At 40.0% G+C, this 17,609-nt stretch carries 18 protein-coding genes, 1 tRNA gene and 2 pseudogenes; 7 read left to right on the forward strand and 14 right to left on the reverse strand.

What is annotated here, in order from left to right; all coding sequences use genetic code 11:
* Positions 1–68 precede the first annotated feature (68 nt).
* From FTU36_RS09915 to FTU36_RS09945, 7 genes are all read right to left on the reverse strand, one after another.
* Positions 69–686 carry a DapH/DapD/GlmU-related protein gene (locus FTU36_RS09915; RefSeq protein WP_180054460.1) on the reverse strand — a complete coding sequence of 206 codons (618 nt, stop codon included), beginning with the start codon at positions 684–686 and terminating at the stop codon, positions 69–71.
* Positions 679–1,278 (reverse strand): YigZ family protein, encoded by a 600-nt coding sequence (locus tag FTU36_RS09920; protein ID WP_180117695.1) that lies wholly within the window; start codon positions 1,276–1,278, stop codon positions 679–681. Before FTU36_RS09920 ends, FTU36_RS09915 begins: the two co-directional genes overlap by 8 nt.
* Before the next feature lie 269 nt (positions 1,279–1,547).
* Positions 1,548–2,291, reverse strand: a complete 744-nt coding sequence (lptB, locus tag FTU36_RS09925) for an LPS export ABC transporter ATP-binding protein (RefSeq protein WP_180027056.1) — start codon at positions 2,289–2,291, stop codon at positions 1,548–1,550.
* Positions 2,291–2,857 (reverse strand): lipopolysaccharide transport periplasmic protein LptA, encoded by a 567-nt coding sequence (gene lptA / locus FTU36_RS09930; protein WP_180117687.1) that lies wholly within the window; start codon positions 2,855–2,857, stop codon positions 2,291–2,293. Before lptA ends, lptB begins: the two co-directional genes overlap by 1 nt.
* Positions 2,847–3,389, reverse strand: a complete 543-nt coding sequence (gene lptC, locus FTU36_RS09935) for an LPS export ABC transporter periplasmic protein LptC (protein WP_078188761.1) — start codon at positions 3,387–3,389, stop codon at positions 2,847–2,849. The genes lptA and lptC overlap by 11 nt, the downstream gene beginning before the upstream one ends.
* A gap of 35 nt (positions 3,390–3,424) precedes the next feature.
* Positions 3,425–3,964 carry an HAD family hydrolase gene (locus tag FTU36_RS09940; RefSeq protein WP_078188762.1) on the reverse strand — a complete coding sequence of 180 codons (540 nt, stop codon included), beginning with the start codon at positions 3,962–3,964 and terminating at the stop codon, positions 3,425–3,427.
* 4 nt (positions 3,965–3,968) lie between these two features.
* A complete protein-coding gene (locus tag FTU36_RS09945) occupies positions 3,969–4,946 on the reverse strand; it encodes an SIS domain-containing protein (RefSeq protein WP_078188763.1) in 978 nt (325 codons plus the stop codon).
* A gap of 355 nt (positions 4,947–5,301) precedes the next feature.
* Here FTU36_RS09945 and cysS point away from each other — a divergent pair, with 355 nt between their 5' ends.
* From cysS to FTU36_RS09960, 3 genes are all read left to right on the forward strand, one after another.
* Complete coding sequence (cysS, locus tag FTU36_RS09950; protein ID WP_180010145.1) at positions 5,302–6,723, forward strand: cysteine--tRNA ligase; 1,422 nt, start codon at positions 5,302–5,304, stop codon at positions 6,721–6,723.
* Positions 6,724–6,785: 62 nt separating this feature from the next.
* Positions 6,786–6,861, forward strand: a tRNA-Gly gene (locus FTU36_RS09955).
* A gap of 587 nt (positions 6,862–7,448) precedes the next feature.
* On the forward strand, positions 7,449–9,542 hold the full coding sequence (locus FTU36_RS09960; protein WP_180117689.1) for a TonB-dependent siderophore receptor: 2,094 nt from the start codon (positions 7,449–7,451) through the stop codon (positions 9,540–9,542).
* A gap of 85 nt (positions 9,543–9,627) precedes the next feature.
* On the opposite strand, the gene FTU36_RS09965 is transcribed toward FTU36_RS09960, so the two are convergent.
* Positions 9,628–9,903, reverse strand: coding sequence for a hypothetical protein (locus tag FTU36_RS09965; RefSeq protein ID WP_078193570.1), 276 nt, complete (start codon positions 9,901–9,903; stop codon positions 9,628–9,630).
* A 411-nt stretch (positions 9,904–10,314) separates the two neighbouring features.
* On the opposite strand from FTU36_RS09965, the gene FTU36_RS09970 reads away from it, so the two are divergent.
* Together FTU36_RS09970 and FTU36_RS09975 are read left to right on the forward strand one after the other, a co-directional pair.
* Positions 10,315–11,028, forward strand: coding sequence for a glutamine amidotransferase (locus FTU36_RS09970; RefSeq protein WP_373686356.1), 714 nt, complete (start codon positions 10,315–10,317; stop codon positions 11,026–11,028).
* Between the two features lie 66 nt (positions 11,029–11,094).
* Positions 11,095–11,724, forward strand: a complete 630-nt coding sequence (locus FTU36_RS09975; RefSeq protein WP_180109145.1) for a LysE family transporter — start codon at positions 11,095–11,097, stop codon at positions 11,722–11,724.
* Positions 11,725–11,803: 79 nt separating this feature from the next.
* Here the strand turns inward: FTU36_RS09975 and FTU36_RS09980 are convergent, their stop codons facing one another.
* Entirely contained in the window at positions 11,804–12,400 is a 597-nt protein-coding gene (locus tag FTU36_RS09980) for a YceI family protein (protein ID WP_078188771.1), read from the reverse strand.
* A 293-nt stretch (positions 12,401–12,693) separates the two neighbouring features.
* On the opposite strand from FTU36_RS09980, the gene FTU36_RS16750 reads away from it, so the two are divergent.
* A complete protein-coding gene (locus FTU36_RS16750; RefSeq protein ID WP_257224827.1) occupies positions 12,694–13,209 on the forward strand; it encodes a hypothetical protein in 516 nt (171 codons plus the stop codon).
* Between the two features lie 66 nt (positions 13,210–13,275).
* Here FTU36_RS16750 and FTU36_RS09990 read toward each other — a convergent pair whose 3' ends face one another.
* From FTU36_RS09990 to FTU36_RS16900, 5 genes and pseudogenes are all read right to left on the reverse strand, one after another.
* The gene (locus tag FTU36_RS09990) at positions 13,276–13,728 is read right to left on the reverse strand and encodes a GNAT family N-acetyltransferase (RefSeq protein WP_180117699.1); all 453 of its coding nucleotides are present in this window, start codon (positions 13,726–13,728) and stop codon (positions 13,276–13,278) included.
* Positions 13,729–13,923: 195 nt separating this feature from the next.
* Entirely contained in the window at positions 13,924–14,139 is a 216-nt protein-coding gene (locus tag FTU36_RS09995) for a hypothetical protein (protein ID WP_180117691.1), read from the reverse strand.
* 182 nt (positions 14,140–14,321) lie between these two features.
* The gene (gene tkt / locus FTU36_RS10000; protein ID WP_180117693.1) at positions 14,322–16,310 is read right to left on the reverse strand and encodes a transketolase; all 1,989 of its coding nucleotides are present in this window, start codon (positions 16,308–16,310) and stop codon (positions 14,322–14,324) included.
* Positions 16,311–16,773: 463 nt separating this feature from the next.
* Positions 16,774–17,088, reverse strand: coding sequence for a pilin (locus FTU36_RS10005; RefSeq protein WP_257235079.1), 315 nt, complete (start codon positions 17,086–17,088; stop codon positions 16,774–16,776).
* Positions 17,089–17,102: 14 nt separating this feature from the next.
* A pseudogene (locus tag FTU36_RS16900) lies at positions 17,103–17,199 on the reverse strand (prepilin-type N-terminal cleavage/methylation domain-containing protein); the annotation flags it as partial.
* Positions 17,200–17,530: 331 nt separating this feature from the next.
* Here FTU36_RS16900 and FTU36_RS10010 point away from each other — a divergent pair.
* A pseudogene (locus FTU36_RS10010) lies at positions 17,531–17,609 on the forward strand (IS1595 family transposase); the annotation flags it as partial.

Raw genomic sequence — 17,609 nt, forward strand, 5'->3', positions numbered from 1 at the left:
CAACTCTGTTTCACTGTGCATGCATTTGTGTAAGCATAAAAATGATTTATGACCTATTTGGTGATTATTTATTCACGATATCGAATGAATTTTGCAGGATTACCCACAATAATGGCACGTGCTTCAACATTTTTCGTCACCATACTGTTCATACCGACCACAGCCTGCTCAGCAATGTGAATGCCATCCTTGATTCCAACATGCGCCCCTAACCAAACATCACGCTCTATCTCAATCCCTTGTGATCGTACAGCCTGCTGATAAATGGGTTGATTAACATCCATTCCATGATCAAAAGCGTATAAATGGCAATATGCCGCCATACGAACCTGATCGTGAATTTTGATGCCCACTCGCCCACCATCTAAAATACAGTGATGATTGATCGCCACTTCATTGCCTATTTCTATTGGGCCATGCAAAGTGCAATCCGCCGCAATAAAGCTGTTATCTCCAATAACAATCTTACGTCCCGGTTCGGCAAAAATATGAGCCAATGGCGATATAAAACAGTTTTCACCAATTTCAACGGTTTCCATCGATTTGAGATAGTCTTGATATTCCTGTTGCCAAGCTTCGGCCCAACCACGATTTTTCGGTTTAAGTGACCAATACAACCAAGGCATATAATTCAGACGATGCTTATGTTGCTCTCGATATTTCAATAATGGATCTTGTTCATTCATCTTCATCAGCCTCGACGATATGCAGTTGTTCGCGTCCGCGAGTTACATCTTGAATCTTTAACTGTAGCGGTTGGATTTGATGAATTTGCAATGATGCAAGTACATTTACGCCCTGCGCTGTATAGTCTTCCTGAAATTCAATTTGCTGCTGATTGAGTTCATATTGGAAAATTGCCCATTCATTAAACTGACAACTAAATTGCACTTTTTTCTTCTCAATAAGTTCAATTTTTTCAGCCTGCAACAGGCATTGACCTGCACAGCCACCATAGGCACGTACCAAGCCCCCAGTCCCGAGCTTAATTCCACCATACCAGCGATTAACCAAGACCAACACGTTGGTTAGGTCATTCCCTTCTATGGTTGCTAGAATGGGCCGACCTGCTGTGCCTGAAGGCTCACCATCATCATTAAAACGTACGGTATGTCCAATTTTCCATGCCCAACACTGATGTGTTGTTGAGATATCCTTATTGGCTTCGAGAAATTCTTTAACGGCTTGTTCATTTTCCACAGGAACTGCGATGGCTTGAAAACGACTTTTTTTAATGTCTTCTTCATATTCAAACTGTGCGGCGAGTGTAAATGGCATATCGTCTTTAGATCCTGTATCAAAGGACATTATAGCGTTTTTTGAAAGACTTACATCCACAAAAAAGCCCCCAATACTGGAGGCTTGATTGAAGACCATTCATCTTTCGTAATCGCATGATTTTTGCAGATCGTATTTTTAGTTTAATGTATACTGATATTTTTGTTAATTTTTAGATTAATTACTCAGTTTTTGTCATTTCCGACAATAAGATAAACCCGCTGAACCAAACTAGCGCCATTCAACGGGCAATTTCTTATTTTATTCAATTAAACGGTAAAATCATCACCAAGATAAACTTTACGTACAGTTTCATCCGCAAGGACTTCTTCTGGAGTACCTTCTGCAATCACTGAACCTTCGCTCACGATATAGGCATGCTCACAAATCGCAAGGGTTTCTCGCACATTATGGTCGGTAATTAATACACCAATACCGCGATCTTTCAATGTTCGGATAATGTCTTTGATATCACCCACTGAAATAGGATCGACCCCTGCAAAAGGTTCATCTAGCAACATAAATTTAGGGTCTGCCGCTAACGCACGCGCGATTTCCGCACGACGACGCTCACCACCCGACACACTCATACCAAGAGAATCTTTGATGTGTGTGATTTTAAAGTCAGCAAGCAATTCTGTTAGACGTTGCTGACGCTGTTGCTTATTCAGATCTTTACGAGTTTCTAGAATAGACATGATATTTTCAGAAATCGTTAATTTTCTAAAAATAGATGCTTCTTGAGGTAGATAACCAATACCTTTACGTGCGCGCTCATGCATTGCCAAGTCAGACAAATCAAGATCATCTAAATGAATCTCACCTTTATCCATACGCACTAGACCAACAACCATATAGAAACTTGTGGTTTTACCTGCACCATTTGGACCAAGTAAACCCACAATTTGACCACTTTGCATGCTAAAGGACACGTCCTTTACCACCCAACGCTTACTGTAGTTTTTGGCTAAATGCTTAATACATAAAGTTTGAATTTGCGAGGTTTGCTCCATTAATCACGTGCTCCTGGGAAGGACTTAGTGCTTGACGGTGGAATCACGATTTGAACACGACCTGAAGAAGATCCAGATTTGTTTGGTGTACCTTCAGCAACGATATCGCCTTTATTCATACTGTATTTCAGGCTATTACCACGAATACTCGCACCATCTTGTTGCAACAAAGCACCGCCCGTCATGGTGATAATACCCGTTTCAGCATTGTAGACGATCTTTTGCGCTTGACCTTTTGCAAAGCCTTTGGCAGGGTCAGTTTTTTGTTGGAAATGTGCTGGCCCACCCGTTGCTGTAATCGTACTGATCTCTTTTTTGCTGTTTAAGTTCGCAACGATTGAGTTTGCCTGAAGCTTCATCGAACCCTGTTCAATGATGACATTACCGGTATACGTCGTAATCCCGGTTTTTTCGTTAAATGTTGCACGATCGGCAACCAATGAAATCGGTTGATTACGATCTGAAGGCAAAGCAAAAGCTGCAACCGAACATATCGCCAGTGAACCGAGTAGCACTGTACGTTTTAGGAAAGTTTTTGCAGTTTTTCGATTAAAATTATGGTTCATACTTTCCTCGAATATTAAAAAATTCGTATTGACCGTCGTTTAAATTTGCTTTTAAACCTTGGCTGACAAATTCGGCTTGTGGTGAAATCACCGTTACAGTCTTGTCCGTTTCTATTTCACGCTGTTTTGGAAAAGCAGTTAGTTCCTCAGTACGAAACTCCATTTGCCCTTCACGCATCAATTTTGTTGCAACCACATTGTCACTCAGCACGACTTTTTGGTTATCGTCCATACCATTGGCTTGTTTGGCAAAAAACGTGGCATCGACAGCACCATCTTGATAGGTCGATGCTTTCAGATTGACCAAATGAGACGTTTGCTTTTGCAAATCCTGCTCAAGTCGATCGACTTGCGCACGAATATGCAATTTTCCCTGCTCATCAGTCTGTGTCAGGTTAATGTTTTCAGCTGAGTAAGTCATACTTTTCGAAGAGTCTGCCTGAAGCTTATTACCCTTTCCACCGAAATAGTAAAAACCACCGCTTACTGCAGCAATGACCACAGCTGTCACATATAAAACTTTAGTATCCATAAGCGGAGATTCAATCCAATGACTGCATCAATTTATTAATAAGGTGCACTTGCATATTTTTCAAGTAGTTCCTGGTATACACCTTTAGAAACCAAAAGCATATCGCAGATTTCACGAACAGCACCACGTCCACCCATCGCCTGAGTAACAAGATCTGCACGGCGACGTACTTCTAAATGTCCATTTGGTACGGTCACTTTCATCCCTGCAATAGCAAAGGCTGAAAGATCCGGCCAGTCATCACCCATATATAAGCAATCTGAAGGATCAATACCAAACTGTGCACAGGCTTCAGTCAAGGCAACACCTTTGTCTTCACGTCCTTGAAAGACCAAATCGACACCTAAGTCAGACATGCGTTTTTCAACAATATTACTTTTACGGCCAGTAATAATGATGACTTTGATACCCGCTTTTTGCACCAACTTCATGCCTAAGCCATCTCGAATATCAAAAGATTTGATTTCATCGCCGCTATTGGTCAACGTTACAAATCCATCACTTAAAATTCCATCTACATCCAGTACTAGTGCTTCTATGTGACGCGCTTGTTCTAGCAATACATACGATGCCATTTTCTTAATTTACCCCAGCCTGAATCAGATCATGCATGCTGATAATCCCAATCACTTTATTGGTATCATCAACGACTACAAATTGTGTAATTTTCTTTTCGTTCATACGTTCTAAAGCATGTACCGCGCGTTCTTCTTGTGAAATCGTCAAAGGATTTTTAATCATCACTTCTGAGACTTTCATATTCACGTCAAAGCCTTGCTGTTTATCAATCAAACGACGTAAGTCACCGTCGGTAAATATACCCAATAAGGTATCGTTTTCATCGACAATCGTGGTAAGACCCAAACGTTTATTTGAAATTTCATACAGAACTTTATTCATTGGTGTCTCTGGCGACACTTTTGGTAAGTCTTCACCTGTATGCATAAGATGTTTTACATGCAATAACAAACGTTTACCCAACGCTCCAGCAGGATGAGAACGTGCGAAATCATCTGAAGTAAAGCCACGTGCATCCAATAATGCAACTGCAAGTGCATCACCTAAGGCTAATGTTGCAGTGGTACTAGAGGTCGGTGCTAGCCCTAAAGGGCAAGCTTCTTGAATATTGCCCAAGGTCAATGCGACATCGGCATTTTGTGGCATGGGACCTTTATTGTCGCCACTCATGGTAATTAAAGGAATGCCCAAATGTTTAATCAACGGCATGAGCATCATAATTTCATCACTCTTACCTGAGTTTGAAATTGCAATGAGCACATCTCCTTTAACCAACATGCCCAAATCACCATGTCCAGCTTCACCCGGATGCATGAAGAAAGATGGCGTACCAGTCGAGGCAAATGTAGCGGCCATTTTACGACCGATATGACCCGATTTGCCCATACCAGTAATTACTAAACGCCCTTTGCACTGTAAAATGATTTCGCAGGCTTGGCTAAAACGATCATCTATTTGCGTCGCTAATACTTGTAAAGCATGCTCTTCAATACGCAAAGTTTCTAATGCGACTTTCTGAAAATCGACTTGATTCGGCATATTTGGTGGATTCAAAGTTGTTATACCTTAAGCCGTGAGAGGTGCGCTCTCACTTTCAAAATAAAAAATTTTCACAATTTTATCATATCTATGCAAATAGCACGTTTCCAAATGTATAAGAATTCATGAATTATGCAGAAAAGATGCATTTCTTCATTTTTATCTTACGGACAGATAAATCAAATTCAGTATTCGAATTAGATTCAGCCCGAACCCAATGAGCCTTCTACGCTATTTTTAGCAACGCAAAGACATCAATCATTAAAAAATATCTGCTTTTTTGGGTTTTAACTTTATGAAAAAAAATGCTTAGGTTAAGATGAGCCATCTTTTGGTAGAAACAATTTGAAGAGCTATGCAACCTTTTGTTCTATATAACTCAGAGCAACGTAAAAAAGTAGAATTCGTACCTCGTAAAGAAGGACATATCGACATGTATGTCTGTGGAATGACCGTGTATGACTACTGTCATATTGGTCATGCTCGAGTTATGGTTGCATTCGACTACATTATCCGTTTCCTGCGCAGTCAGGGCTGGAACGTTAAATACGTTCGCAATATTACCGATATTGACGACAAAATCATTGCCCGTGCCAATGAAAATGGCGAAAGCATTACTGCTTTAACCGATCGCTTTATCAAGGCCATGAACGAAGATGCTGCCAATTTAGGTTGTGCAGCACCTGATGAAGCACCACGTGCAACAGACTATATCGATCAAATGCAGAATATGATTGGTAACTTAGTCAACAAAGGTACAGCATATCCATCTGCAAATGGCGATGTTTATTTTGAAGTTGAAAAGTTTGCCAAATATGGTCGTCTTTCGGGTCGTAAACTTGACGATATGCAGGCTGGTGCTTCTGAACGCGTTGATGTAGAAGTAGAAAAGAAACATCCTTTTGACTTCGTGCTTTGGAAACATGCCAAAGAAAATGAACCTTCTTGGGCTTCGCCTTGGGGCAATGGCCGTCCGGGCTGGCATATTGAATGTTCAGCGATGTCGACCTGCTGCTTAGGCAACCATTTTGATATTCATGGTGGCGGTTCAGACTTAACTTTCCCGCATCATGAAAATGAAATTGCGCAATCTGAGGCATCTACTGGCGAACAGTATGTTAATTACTGGATGCACGTCGGCTTTATTAATGTCGATGGCGAAAAAATGTCGAAGTCTTTAGGTAACTTCTTCACTATTCGTGATGTGATGGATAAATTCCACCCTGAAGTGATTCGCTTCTTTATTGTGTCATCACATTACCGTAGCCCAGTAAACTTCTCTGACACTGCTTTAAAAGAAGCGAAAAATACCCTTTCCCGTTTCTATCATTCATTTAAAGCTTATCAGCAAGTCTATGGTGAAAAAACCGTAGAAACTTTGGATGATGATTTAGTTGAGAGCTTTAATGCCGCTATGCGTGATGATTTCAACACCGCAGAAGCAATTGCGGTATTGTTTGAAGTCAACAAAGAATTGAACCGTGCCGTAAAAGATGAAAATGCTGAACAAGCGGCTGTGTATTATTCGACATTGCGTCACTTAACCAATATTTTAGGTTTGGTTCAGCATAATGTTGATGAATTCTTAAAATCAGATATTGGTCAGGAAGCTCTAGGTCTCTCTGAAGAGCAAATTGAAGATTTAATTCAACAACGTAAAGATGCGAAAAAGGCCAAAGAATTTGCCAAAGCAGATGAAATTCGTCAATCTTTATTAGATCAAGGTGTTGTCCTTGAAGATACTCGTCAAGGTACTATTTGGCGCCGTGCTGATTAATTAAGCAAACAGAAGCATAGAGAGTTGACAGTTGTGTGAAATTCTCTATAATTCACCTCATTGCGGGAATAGCTCAGTTGGTAGAGCATAACCTTGCCAAGGTTGGGGTCGGGAGTTCGAGTCTCCTTTCCCGCTCCAGAATACGAAAAACCCTCATCGAAAGATGAGGGTTTTTTTATGTCTAAATCTTTCTTCAATGGCTTATTTTTAGATTTATTTACTCATGTTATGCACATAAAAGTAATTTCGCATTTAGGGATTGAATAAAGAGATTAGCCTTCGGCTGGAGGTACTCTTACGAAACGTTGTTTTTCATTCGGCAAAATGAGATGCGAAGCTTCGCAAGGAAACCATCTTGCGGTGCAATGCACCTCACCAACAAAACTCGTTCACTACCGTCAAATTATTCAACGTATCGCAAAAACATTTTTGATTAGAAGTCGTCCTGTCTCAAACAATTGCGCATGACATTACCGCGTATCTTTATTATTTGAAGCAAAGTACGCTTCTGATGTTACTGCGTCACCTCAGTTATTTATTATATTGTAGCGACGTTAATAGGCCTTAATTTTCCCCAACGAATAAGGCTTCCCCTATTGCCACACGACCTTTCACCTACCTGTTAAAAAATAATCTGATGAAATGCTCATCTCGCCAATTTTCCTCAATTTTTCTCCATAATTTTCCGTTATTCTTTGCCAAAATTACATTTGGACAACCAAATAATGCACGGCGCGCACACTACACTCAAACTGACCAGCTTAAGTTACGCATTACTTACGATCTCAACATCAATTTGGGCCGCAGATACAGTCCAAAATCCCCAAGGATCTGCAGCAGTTCAGCAAATGGAAGCTTTAACATTTGAAGTTCCAACAGTAAGCTCTAAGCCCAAAGACCCAGATATCAGTGCTGTCGCAAAAACCATCATAAGCCGTGATGAAATGTTGAAATTTGGCGATCAGTCCATCAATGATGCGCTGCGTCGTGCTGCAGGATTTCAACTTCCCGGTGCTGGCGGTGGTCCACGTGGTGGTGCAGGTGGTATGCGTTTTCGTGGTGGTGGCGCACCCGTGTTCTTAATCAATGGTGAACCTGTACAAGGTGGTCCTCGTGGTGGCATGTCAGTTGTTGATAGCATTACACCGGAAATGATCGAACGCCTTGAAATTACAAAACAACCCAGCGTCGCTCAAGGCTCTGTTGCTTCATCTGCAGTCATCAATATTATTTTAAAAGAACCATTGAATGGCACGCGTTTGAGTGGATCTGTACGTGCTGGTTATGGTCTAACAAAGTCAAATACACGTGAAGAAGAACGCACCAATTTAAACTTTCAAATGGATGGTCGATCAGACCCTTGGATCTATAGTTTATCTGGGAGCCAAATGTGGAATGATTCAGATACACTCACCCGTACACAAGATGCAACAGGAACGAAAACTCAAAAACGCATCACCAATCGTACGTCGCAAATGCTCACCCCACGTGTTGAATATCAACTTGATGATCAACAAAAATTGGTCGCTGAAATGTTTTATCGCAACAATGAAAGCGAAGGCACAAGTGGCTCCCAAGTCCAAAAAGATAAAAATGACAGCATTCGACTCAACACGCGATATGAGCGTAAAGACCAAGGAAATTCAGACAAAATTCGCTTATCAATCGAGCAGCAAAATGAAACGGAATTAACAGAGTATAGAAATTCTCAATCATATATTGATGAACAAATTAATGAATATGGCTTGGGCTACGACGGTGTCCGCAAGTTCGACTCAAAACGCCAAATAAAATTTGGTACCGACCTACGTAGCAATGAACTTGAAAGCAATATTGCAGAGACCTTAGATGAACAATTGTATGCTGCCTATGTTGAAGGAAGTTGGAAATATACGCCGCGCCAAACCTTAACTCTAGGTGTACGCCAAGAGTGGATTGATCGTTCCGGTTTAGAGGATTATCAAGATCAGCATTTGAGTCCTGTATTAGCACACCGTTTTGACTTTAATGAGCAATGGTCACTCCAAACCAACTTGAGTCAGGCTTTTAAAAACCCACGTAGCAATCAATTGATGCCGACTGTTTCAGTTTCTACAGATAGCGATGCAGGGACACTAAACAACCCTGACCGTGGGGGTAATCCTGACTTACGACCTGAAACCATCAATGCTTACGAAACAACCATAGGCTATAACACCCCTGCTGGCGGCGTAAATATCACTGCATATTATCGAGAAATTAATGACTATATCGAAAAATCGATCCTGTCAGAAAATGCTACAGGCGGTCGTTGCGAAACAGGAAATACCGATTGCCGTTTTGTCGAACGCCCATATAACCAAGACAGTGCAACTACTTATGGTGTGGAAATTGCTGGACGTTATGCACTGAAGCAAACGGAGAATGGTCATTCATTTATGTTGAATGCTCAGCTTTCAACTGTACGTGCAAAAATTGAAGAAACTGACGGCTCTGATCGTTTGGCAAGCGATGTTGCACCTTATACCGCAAGTGCTGGCTTATCTTATAACTATCAACCGTGGCGTATTGCAACAAGTGTGAACCTCAATTACACCCCTAAATATACACGTGCGCTGAGTAACGAACCGTACAATCGCACCAGCAATGAACGTGTTAACATGGATGTGAGTTTTACTAAACGCTTTGATCAAAATTGGTCTGCATCGGTCAATGCACGTAATATTTTCAGCTCAGATTATAAAGAAGTGTTAAAAGAACAAAGTTCTGGCGCGCTATACCAATCTCGTATCAATGAAGCAATTCCAAGCTTTATGTTTACCTTAGAAAAGAAATTCTAAACCGTTTCTAATAGACTTCTAAGAGATTCAATATAAAAAACCGATACGGATATGTATCGGTTTTTTATGCGTACACGACCGCAAACTAGCGCTCAATTGCCTTCAGCATTTTCGCAATTTTTAGGGTATGTTCCTTCTGTCCTTTTTTTTCTAAGACTTTTTGCTCAACCCACCATAAATATTCAAAAATTTCTGATTCACTTGAATCCTCTTGAATTAATTTAAAAATATTGGGCAAATAATCATCATACTCATCACGTAAAGCAGGAATACGGCGAATCCCTAACGGGTCCCATTCCTTTAATAAAATTTTATGTATCGCATGCAAGAGACTGGCATCTCGATTATGTTTTGACTGCATACAAGTTCCCTGGCTTATATTTTTTTACTTTTAAAATCAGTTATCTAATTATGTGATGATATTAAAAGAAAAATGAACTGTTGTTTGTCGAAGATTTCATCATACGCATCTCTAAACGCTTTTCCATTGGTTTTTCATCTTTTTTTTATACTAAACCAAAGCTTTATCAAAATTTCATGCACTTTTTCTCATAAATTTTACCAATAAAGCCTTGCGGGATCCCTTAATTCACAGCACCAAAGTTTTAAATGCTAAGTTCTATCGTCGAACATAATCACTCAAAGAAAAAACAATCCGCTTCAACCAACTTCTATATTTATTTCTTTTCGAAATTGTGAAAAATTTACAGTTTTCCTTTTTAATCTCCGACAATTCAAGCTACATTCTATTTTGAAATTTTAATCCTGAAAAATCCTTATGAGTACTGCATTAAACGAAACCATTTACGTCATTCAACACCTTGCATTTGAAGATTTGGGTTCATTGGAAGATGTATTTTACCAATTGGGTTATCGGGTGAGATACTTCGAAGCTGGTGTCGATGACCTGAGTAAAGCTATGCAACATACAGGGCTTACCATCATTTTGGGCGGCCCGATCGGAGTTTATGAAACTAATGACTACCCTTTCCTACAAAAAGAACTAGACTTACTTAAAGTACGTTTAGAGAGTAATTTACCGACTTTAGGCATTTGCTTAGGTGCTCAGCTCATTGCGCATGCATTGGGAGCGAAAGTCTATGCAGGTCATAGCAAAGAAATCGGTTGGAGTGCCTTGGAGCTTGATGCCATTACTAACAATATTTTAGCGCCATTAGATCAAGTGCCTGTACTGCATTGGCATGGTGATACCTTTGATTTACCTACAAATGCACAGTTACTCGCCAGCTCAGCAATTTACCCAAATCAAGCGTTTAGCTATGGGCCCAATATTTTAGCCCTACAGTTTCATATTGAAGCAGAAACACAGGCCATGGAAAAATGGCTAATTGGGCATACATGTGAACTGCATAAAGCACAAATTAACATCCCAAATTTACGCATGGAAAGCCAACAACATGCACCTCATTTAGAACGTGTTGCTCCCCTTATTTTGCAACAATTCTTACAACAGCTTGAGCTTTAAAACAGCTATTAATTTAAAGCTAAATGGCTTATAACGGTTGCACTTCAAAACGTATAAGCCATTAGAATGACTCCCTTACTCAGCATTGCGCTCATCCACTTTTTTGCTCTCATCAGCCCAGGCCCAGACTTCTTTTTTGTCACTCAAAGTGCTATTCGACAATCCAGATCACATGCATTATTTGCCGCATTAGGTATTTCACTTAGTATTTTAGTTTGGTCAATTTGTGCAATAATTGGCTTACATTTTCTATTTCAAAAAATGGCTTGGTTACAACAATGCCTCATGATTTTGGGAGGCCTATATCTTTTATATTTAGGCTCTCAGTTATTAAAGTCTGCATGGAGTAAAGACCTCGGCACAATAACAAAACCAACCGAGCAAGCCGTACAGAAAAAATCGCCTTTGACGCTGTTATTTCAAGGTTTCTTGACCAATATGGCCAATCCTAAAGCATTGGTTTATTTCAGTAGTGTATTTTCCATTGGGATCAGTGCAAACGTTAGTATTTTCGAACAGAGCTCTTTATTGGCTTTAGTCTTTATTGAAAGTCTGATTTGGTTTGCATTGGTTGCGGTCTTATTCTCAGCACCTAAAATTACGCATTACTATCAAAAATTTAGTAAAAAAATTGACGCAATTACCGGTGGAATCTTCATCAGTTTTGGCTGCCTATTGCTGCTCAATCGCGATTGATCACACCAGTTAAATATCTTCAAGACATAAAAAAGCACCCAAATGGGTGCTTTCCTAACTTAACTGAGGGAGCTAAATCTTATTTCGCTGCTGCCTTTGCTGTAGACACAGCCGCTTCAGTCGTAATATTTACCGTAATTTTGTCGCCTACATTTGGTACATATGCACCGACACCAAATGCTGAACGATCAAAAGAAGTCGTTGCATTAAAACCAATCGTTTCTGCTTTGGTCATTGGGTGAACGGCTTGCTTGTTCAATACAGCATCCAATACCACTGGTTTAGTCACATTTTTAACTGTTAAATCACCCGTAATTTTGTATTTAGTTTTGCTGATGGCTTGAACTTTTGTACTTTTAAACGTGATATTTGGATATTTTTCAGCATCAAAGAAATCAGCTGTTTTTAAATGATCATCTAATGCTTTGACATTGGTATTTAAGCTCGATAATGGAATCGTCACATTCACAGACGAATTTGCAGGTTTTGCATTATCGACATTGATTGTCCCTTGAATGTCACTAAAGTTTGCAGAAGGTGTTGAGAAACCAAAATGATTCCAAGTAAAAACTGTTGCTGTATGAGTAGGATCAATTTGATAGGCAACAGGTTTTGCCATAGAAATAGTTGTAACTGATGCTACCGCCAAACCGATTGTTAATGCTTTAAAGTTCATGTTTTTATCTCACTTTCGAATACCAATAAGTCTATAGATTTTTAGCCGTATTACAGCTTTAAAGATAAAACGTTTTGTTGCATGTTTAGAACGATAGTTTTGTAAAATCTGTAGCAGCATCTACAACCACTCTCAATTATTAAATTTCCCATATATTTCAAATAATTAATAATTTAATTGATCCATGAGTTATTTATCCTAAATTTAGGAAACATCAACCTATCAGAGTCGTAGGCTTTCTAAACAAATCCACTTAAGATTTTTAGACATCATAAAAATCTGAGTACCCAAAAATGACAGAACAATCGCTGGCTATTGAAAAAGCCTTAAATACTAAAACGCCCAAAGATGTCGTTTTGGCATTTCTTATGAATACTTCAAAAGAACTCGTCGAAAATGCAACTCAGCTGCTGGTTGCAGAAGACGCGGCATATGTTTCCTTAAACTTCAGCAACCCAGAACTTAAACAAATTGAGCCGTGGGCTGGGTCTGGCACAGGCAGAGACATTTATATTTATACCTTTGCCAACGTTGGGACCTACTGGAATATCGACGACTTTCAAATCACGGATATGATCGCTGAAAATGAAACCGTAGCTGTATTTGGTCAATTCACCTACACCTCAGTCTATGCAAAAAATACTTTCACCTCGCCTTTTTCAATTAAAGCCAAAGTTCAAAACGGTTTAATCAGCTTTTTCCAATTTATGGAAGATACCTATGCCTCAGCATCATCGTTCCGCGTAGGTGGCGAATGGATCATTCAGCAAGAAGCAGACTCAGCTAAAAACTTTAAAGTTTCAGCTTAAATGCTCAGACCCAGCAGCTCTTCACGCAAGAGCTGCTGTTCATTTGGAATAGCCTTTTACATTGAGTTAATGACAGCGGTATTGGATAAATCCTGTTTTCCTTGCGATTTGATCATACAGCTTTTGCGCAGTTTCATTGTCCTGATGCGTAAGCCAATACACACGGTCACACTGCCGCTGATCACAATATTCTTTCACTTTCGCGATCAGCGCTTTGCCAATGCCTTGCCCGCGATAATCCTCAAGGGTATATAAATCCTGCAAATAGGCATAAGGCTGTAATGTCCAGCAGCTCTCATGTTCAATGACATGCACGATCCCTGCTACTTGATGATCCATCATGGCTGCAAAGCCATACATATGTTCGCAGTCAGCAGCATGTAATCTTTGCCACGTTCGCTCGGTCACAGCATCCGCCACCTGACTCTTATAAAATTCTAAATACAGCTCCCAGAGCGGCTGCCATTGGTTTTTTGAAATTTCAGTTAAATTTTTAATTTGTATTTGCACGTTCGATATCTTTTTAAAGGAGCACTGGATTTTTATAACTGAAATAAAGCTTTTTGTGTTGAAAACACTTTATTTAATGCGCTCTTTATTAAGAATAATGAGTCTTGAAAGGACGTTTTCTTATTCGTTTTATATACTTATCTGTTTTATAGAGATAATAGGCAAATAAAAAGCCCGAACAATCGGACTTTTTAACCATTCAGCTTATAGCTTTTCAACCAAAATGCGGTCAACCTGCTTCAAGCCTGTATGCTTTTCATGGTTCTTACGGCGAATCTTTATCACTTTCTCTTCTTGCAAATCTTGCAGCATCAACTCTACTGCAACCATGGCTTCAAGCTCTAAGTCCGTGCCTATCCATTTCTGTTCACCAGCATCCATCAGTACAATTTCATCATTTATCTGATCGTAAAGGCTCATCGTTTCCTCACTTGGGGCAACATTGCACCCGTGGCTGAATACTGCATGAATGAATTAATTTTAAACCAATGCTTTAATTCATTCGTTACAAATCGTTATTTCACAATTAAAAATAAATTTAATCTCTGCAATAAAAAACGCCCCTTCTCTGGGGCGTCTTTATTACGGTTAATCTTTATAGATTAAGCGGTAATTTCTTTCACAGCAGCAACAACAGCTTCAGCTGTGATACCAAAGTGTTGGTACAAGTCTTTTGCTGGAGCAGATTCACCGTAAGTCGTCATACCGATTACACGGCCATCAAGACCTACAAATTTCCACCAGTAATCCACATGCGCAGCTTCAACAGCAACACGAGCGCGGATCGCAGCTGGAAGAACCGCTTCACGGTAAGCAGCATCTTGTTTTACAAATTCTTCAGCACATGGCATAGAAACAACACGTACGCCTTCAAGCTGTGCGTAAGCATCCATTGCCAATGAAACTTCTGAACCTGTCGCAATTATGATTGCTTTGAACTCACCTTTTTCTTTTGCAAGTACATAACCGCCTTTCGCTACGTCAGCAATTTGATCTGCTGTACGAGTTTGGAATGGCAAGTTTTGACGAGAGAAGATTAACGCTGTAGGGCCTTCGCTACGTAACAATGCAGATTTCCAAGAAATAGACGCTTCAACAGTGTCACATGGACGCCAAGTGTTTAGATTTGGTGTACCACGTAAAGATGCAATTTGCTCTACAGGTTGGTGTGTAGGACCATCTTCACCTAGACCAATTGAGTCATGTGTATACACATGAATCACACGCTGTTTCATCAATGCAGACATGCGTACTGCATTACGTGCATATTCCATGAACATCAGGAATGTTGCTACATAAGGAACGAAACCGCCATGCAGCGCTACACCGTTCGCAATTGCAGTCATACCGAATTCACGTACACCGTAATGAACGTAGTTGCCCGCTGGGTTAGATTCAACGCCTTCTGCGCCTTTCCATAAAGTTAGGTTAGAACCTGCAAGGTCAGCAGAACCACCTAGAATTTCTGGAAGCTGTGGTGCAAATGCTTGAATGGCATTTTGGCTCGCTTTACGAGTAGCGATTGTTTCAGCTTTTGCATTTACTTCTGCAATATAAGCATCCGCTTTTACAGCGAAGTCAGCAGGTAATTCACCAGAAAGTCGACGTTTGAGTTCAGCCGCTTCTGTTGGATATTTAGCAGCATAAGCCGCAAATGTGTCGTTCCAAGCAGATTCAGAAGTAGTACCTTTCGCTTTTGCATCCCAAGCTGCATATACATCAGCAGGAATTTCGAATGGACCTTCTGTCCAGCCCAAAGCTTCACGAGTTAAAGCGATTTCATCATTACCAAGCGGCGCACCGTGGCAATCTTCTTTACCTTGTTTGTTTGGAGAACCTAAACCAATAATGGTTTTACAGATAATTAAAGTTGGTTTAGCTGTTTCAGCTTTCGCTTCAACAGTTGCTGCGCGGATTGCGTCTGCATCATGACCGTCAACTTTAAGCACTTGCCAGCCGTATGCCAAGAAACGCTGTTCTGTGTCGTCAGAGAACCAGCCTTCTACTTCACCATCAATTGAGATGCCGTTGTCATCGTAGTAAACAACCAATTTACCTAGACCCAAAGTACCTGCCAATGAACAAGCTTCGTGAGAAACACCTTCCATTAAACAACCGTCACCCAAGAAGCAGTATGTGTTGTGATCTACAACTGTGATGTCTTCTTTGTTGAATTGAGCCGCTAAAGTTTTTTCAGCAAGTGCAAAACCTACAGCGTTTGCAATACCTTGACCCAATGGACCCGTGGTTGTTTCGATACCCGGTGCATAGCCCAATTCTGGGTGGCCTGGAGTTTTAGAATGCAATTGACGGAAAGATTTCAAATCTTCAATAGACAGGTCATAACCTGTTAAGTGCAATAACGCATATTGCAACATAGAGCCATGGCCGTTTGACAATACGAAACGGTCACGGTTTGCCCATTGTGGGTTTGCAGGGTTGTGGTTGAGGAATTCACGCCACACCACATCAGCAATATCTGCCATCCCCATTGGAGCACCTGGATGTCCTGAATTTGCTTTTTGCACAGCATCCATTGCCAATACACGAATTGCGTTTGCAATACGACGTTCGTTAAGCGGGGTTGTCATAGGTCAGAGTCCAAACAAATGGTTTAAAAGAGTAAGATGAATAAGAATTCAAAGATGCGTATATTGTCTTAAAAAAAGCGGAATGGGTAAAGCCTCAGGGGCAAATTTTCGCTAATTATTCCTGCACCACCTGTATTTTGGGTGCTTATTGCTCAATTTCAAGCCTATGCATGTTGTTTATTTTGTATACAGTGACGCTTTTATATGGCGAGTCAATGACAGCGCAATGCATATTTAGAGTTTGGCAGAGAAAGCAACCGCTTCATAACTGATAAAAGTCCGCTACATCGAAAGGCAATTGCAAATAAAAGTAGTAGTCAAAGCTTGTCTAAATAAATGACCATTTGAAATATGAAATACTTTCAATAATTAAACCCACTATGGTTTGGGTAACTCAAACGTCGTACTCATCCTTATGAAATCAGTACTTATCCAGTATGTTCAAGACCGTACATACGGCACTTTAGATACCACGACATGTAGCAGGTAAATTTCGCTGCGAAATATCATCCGATTGACAATTCCAAGCACCATTTAAACCATCTGGAATACTAAAATAGATCTGCTTTGAGCGAAGAGCAAAATTGACATCTGTTGATTTAAACGTAAAAACCACTGAACACGTTCCTGCCACATCAGTAATTTCACTACTCGCAATATACTTGGTACTGATACTTTCATTTAGCGCTGTATTCAAATCTACACAGCTTTGTTCCGCTGAATAATTTTCAATCAGTTTTAATTTATAGGGTGAAATCATTGTTAATACTTCAGCCACTTGCGCCCGAGCAACATAGCCATTGTAAGATACAGTAGCAATTGCAGCCAAAATACCGATGATTGCCACAACGATCATAATTTCAATGAGTGTAAAACCAGACTGTTTCATTACGTTTCCCCCATTCAACGTAATGACAAATAGGCAATTTGCATACCAAGTCTCAAAAGCCCGTACTTATTGTGTTTGATTTTTTAAATTAAACGAATAATTGTCGTTTACAGTCATATTCTGACAGTTCATGACGTTCATCAATGATAAATCTCAGGATATGGATTTGATTTATTCTTATAATTGATTCACTTAAAAAAACAATTTAGGCAATTGAACGCCTAATCACATTGTTGCTTGTGCCAAAGCCCAATATCTCTGTTTTATCTCATCATAAAAATTTAGGGGCTTAGGAAGTTAAGCATATTAAAAAGTATGGTAACTTCCTTATATGAAAGCAAAAAATAGATACTATTCCCATTCAAGAATCGCAGAAGCAAAATTCAGGCAAATTATTCGCTTTTTTGCCA

Origin of the sequence: Acinetobacter sp. YH12096 (assembly GCF_013419215.1) — a bacterium.
Lineage (GTDB): Bacteria > Pseudomonadota > Gammaproteobacteria > Pseudomonadales > Moraxellaceae > Acinetobacter > Acinetobacter amyesii.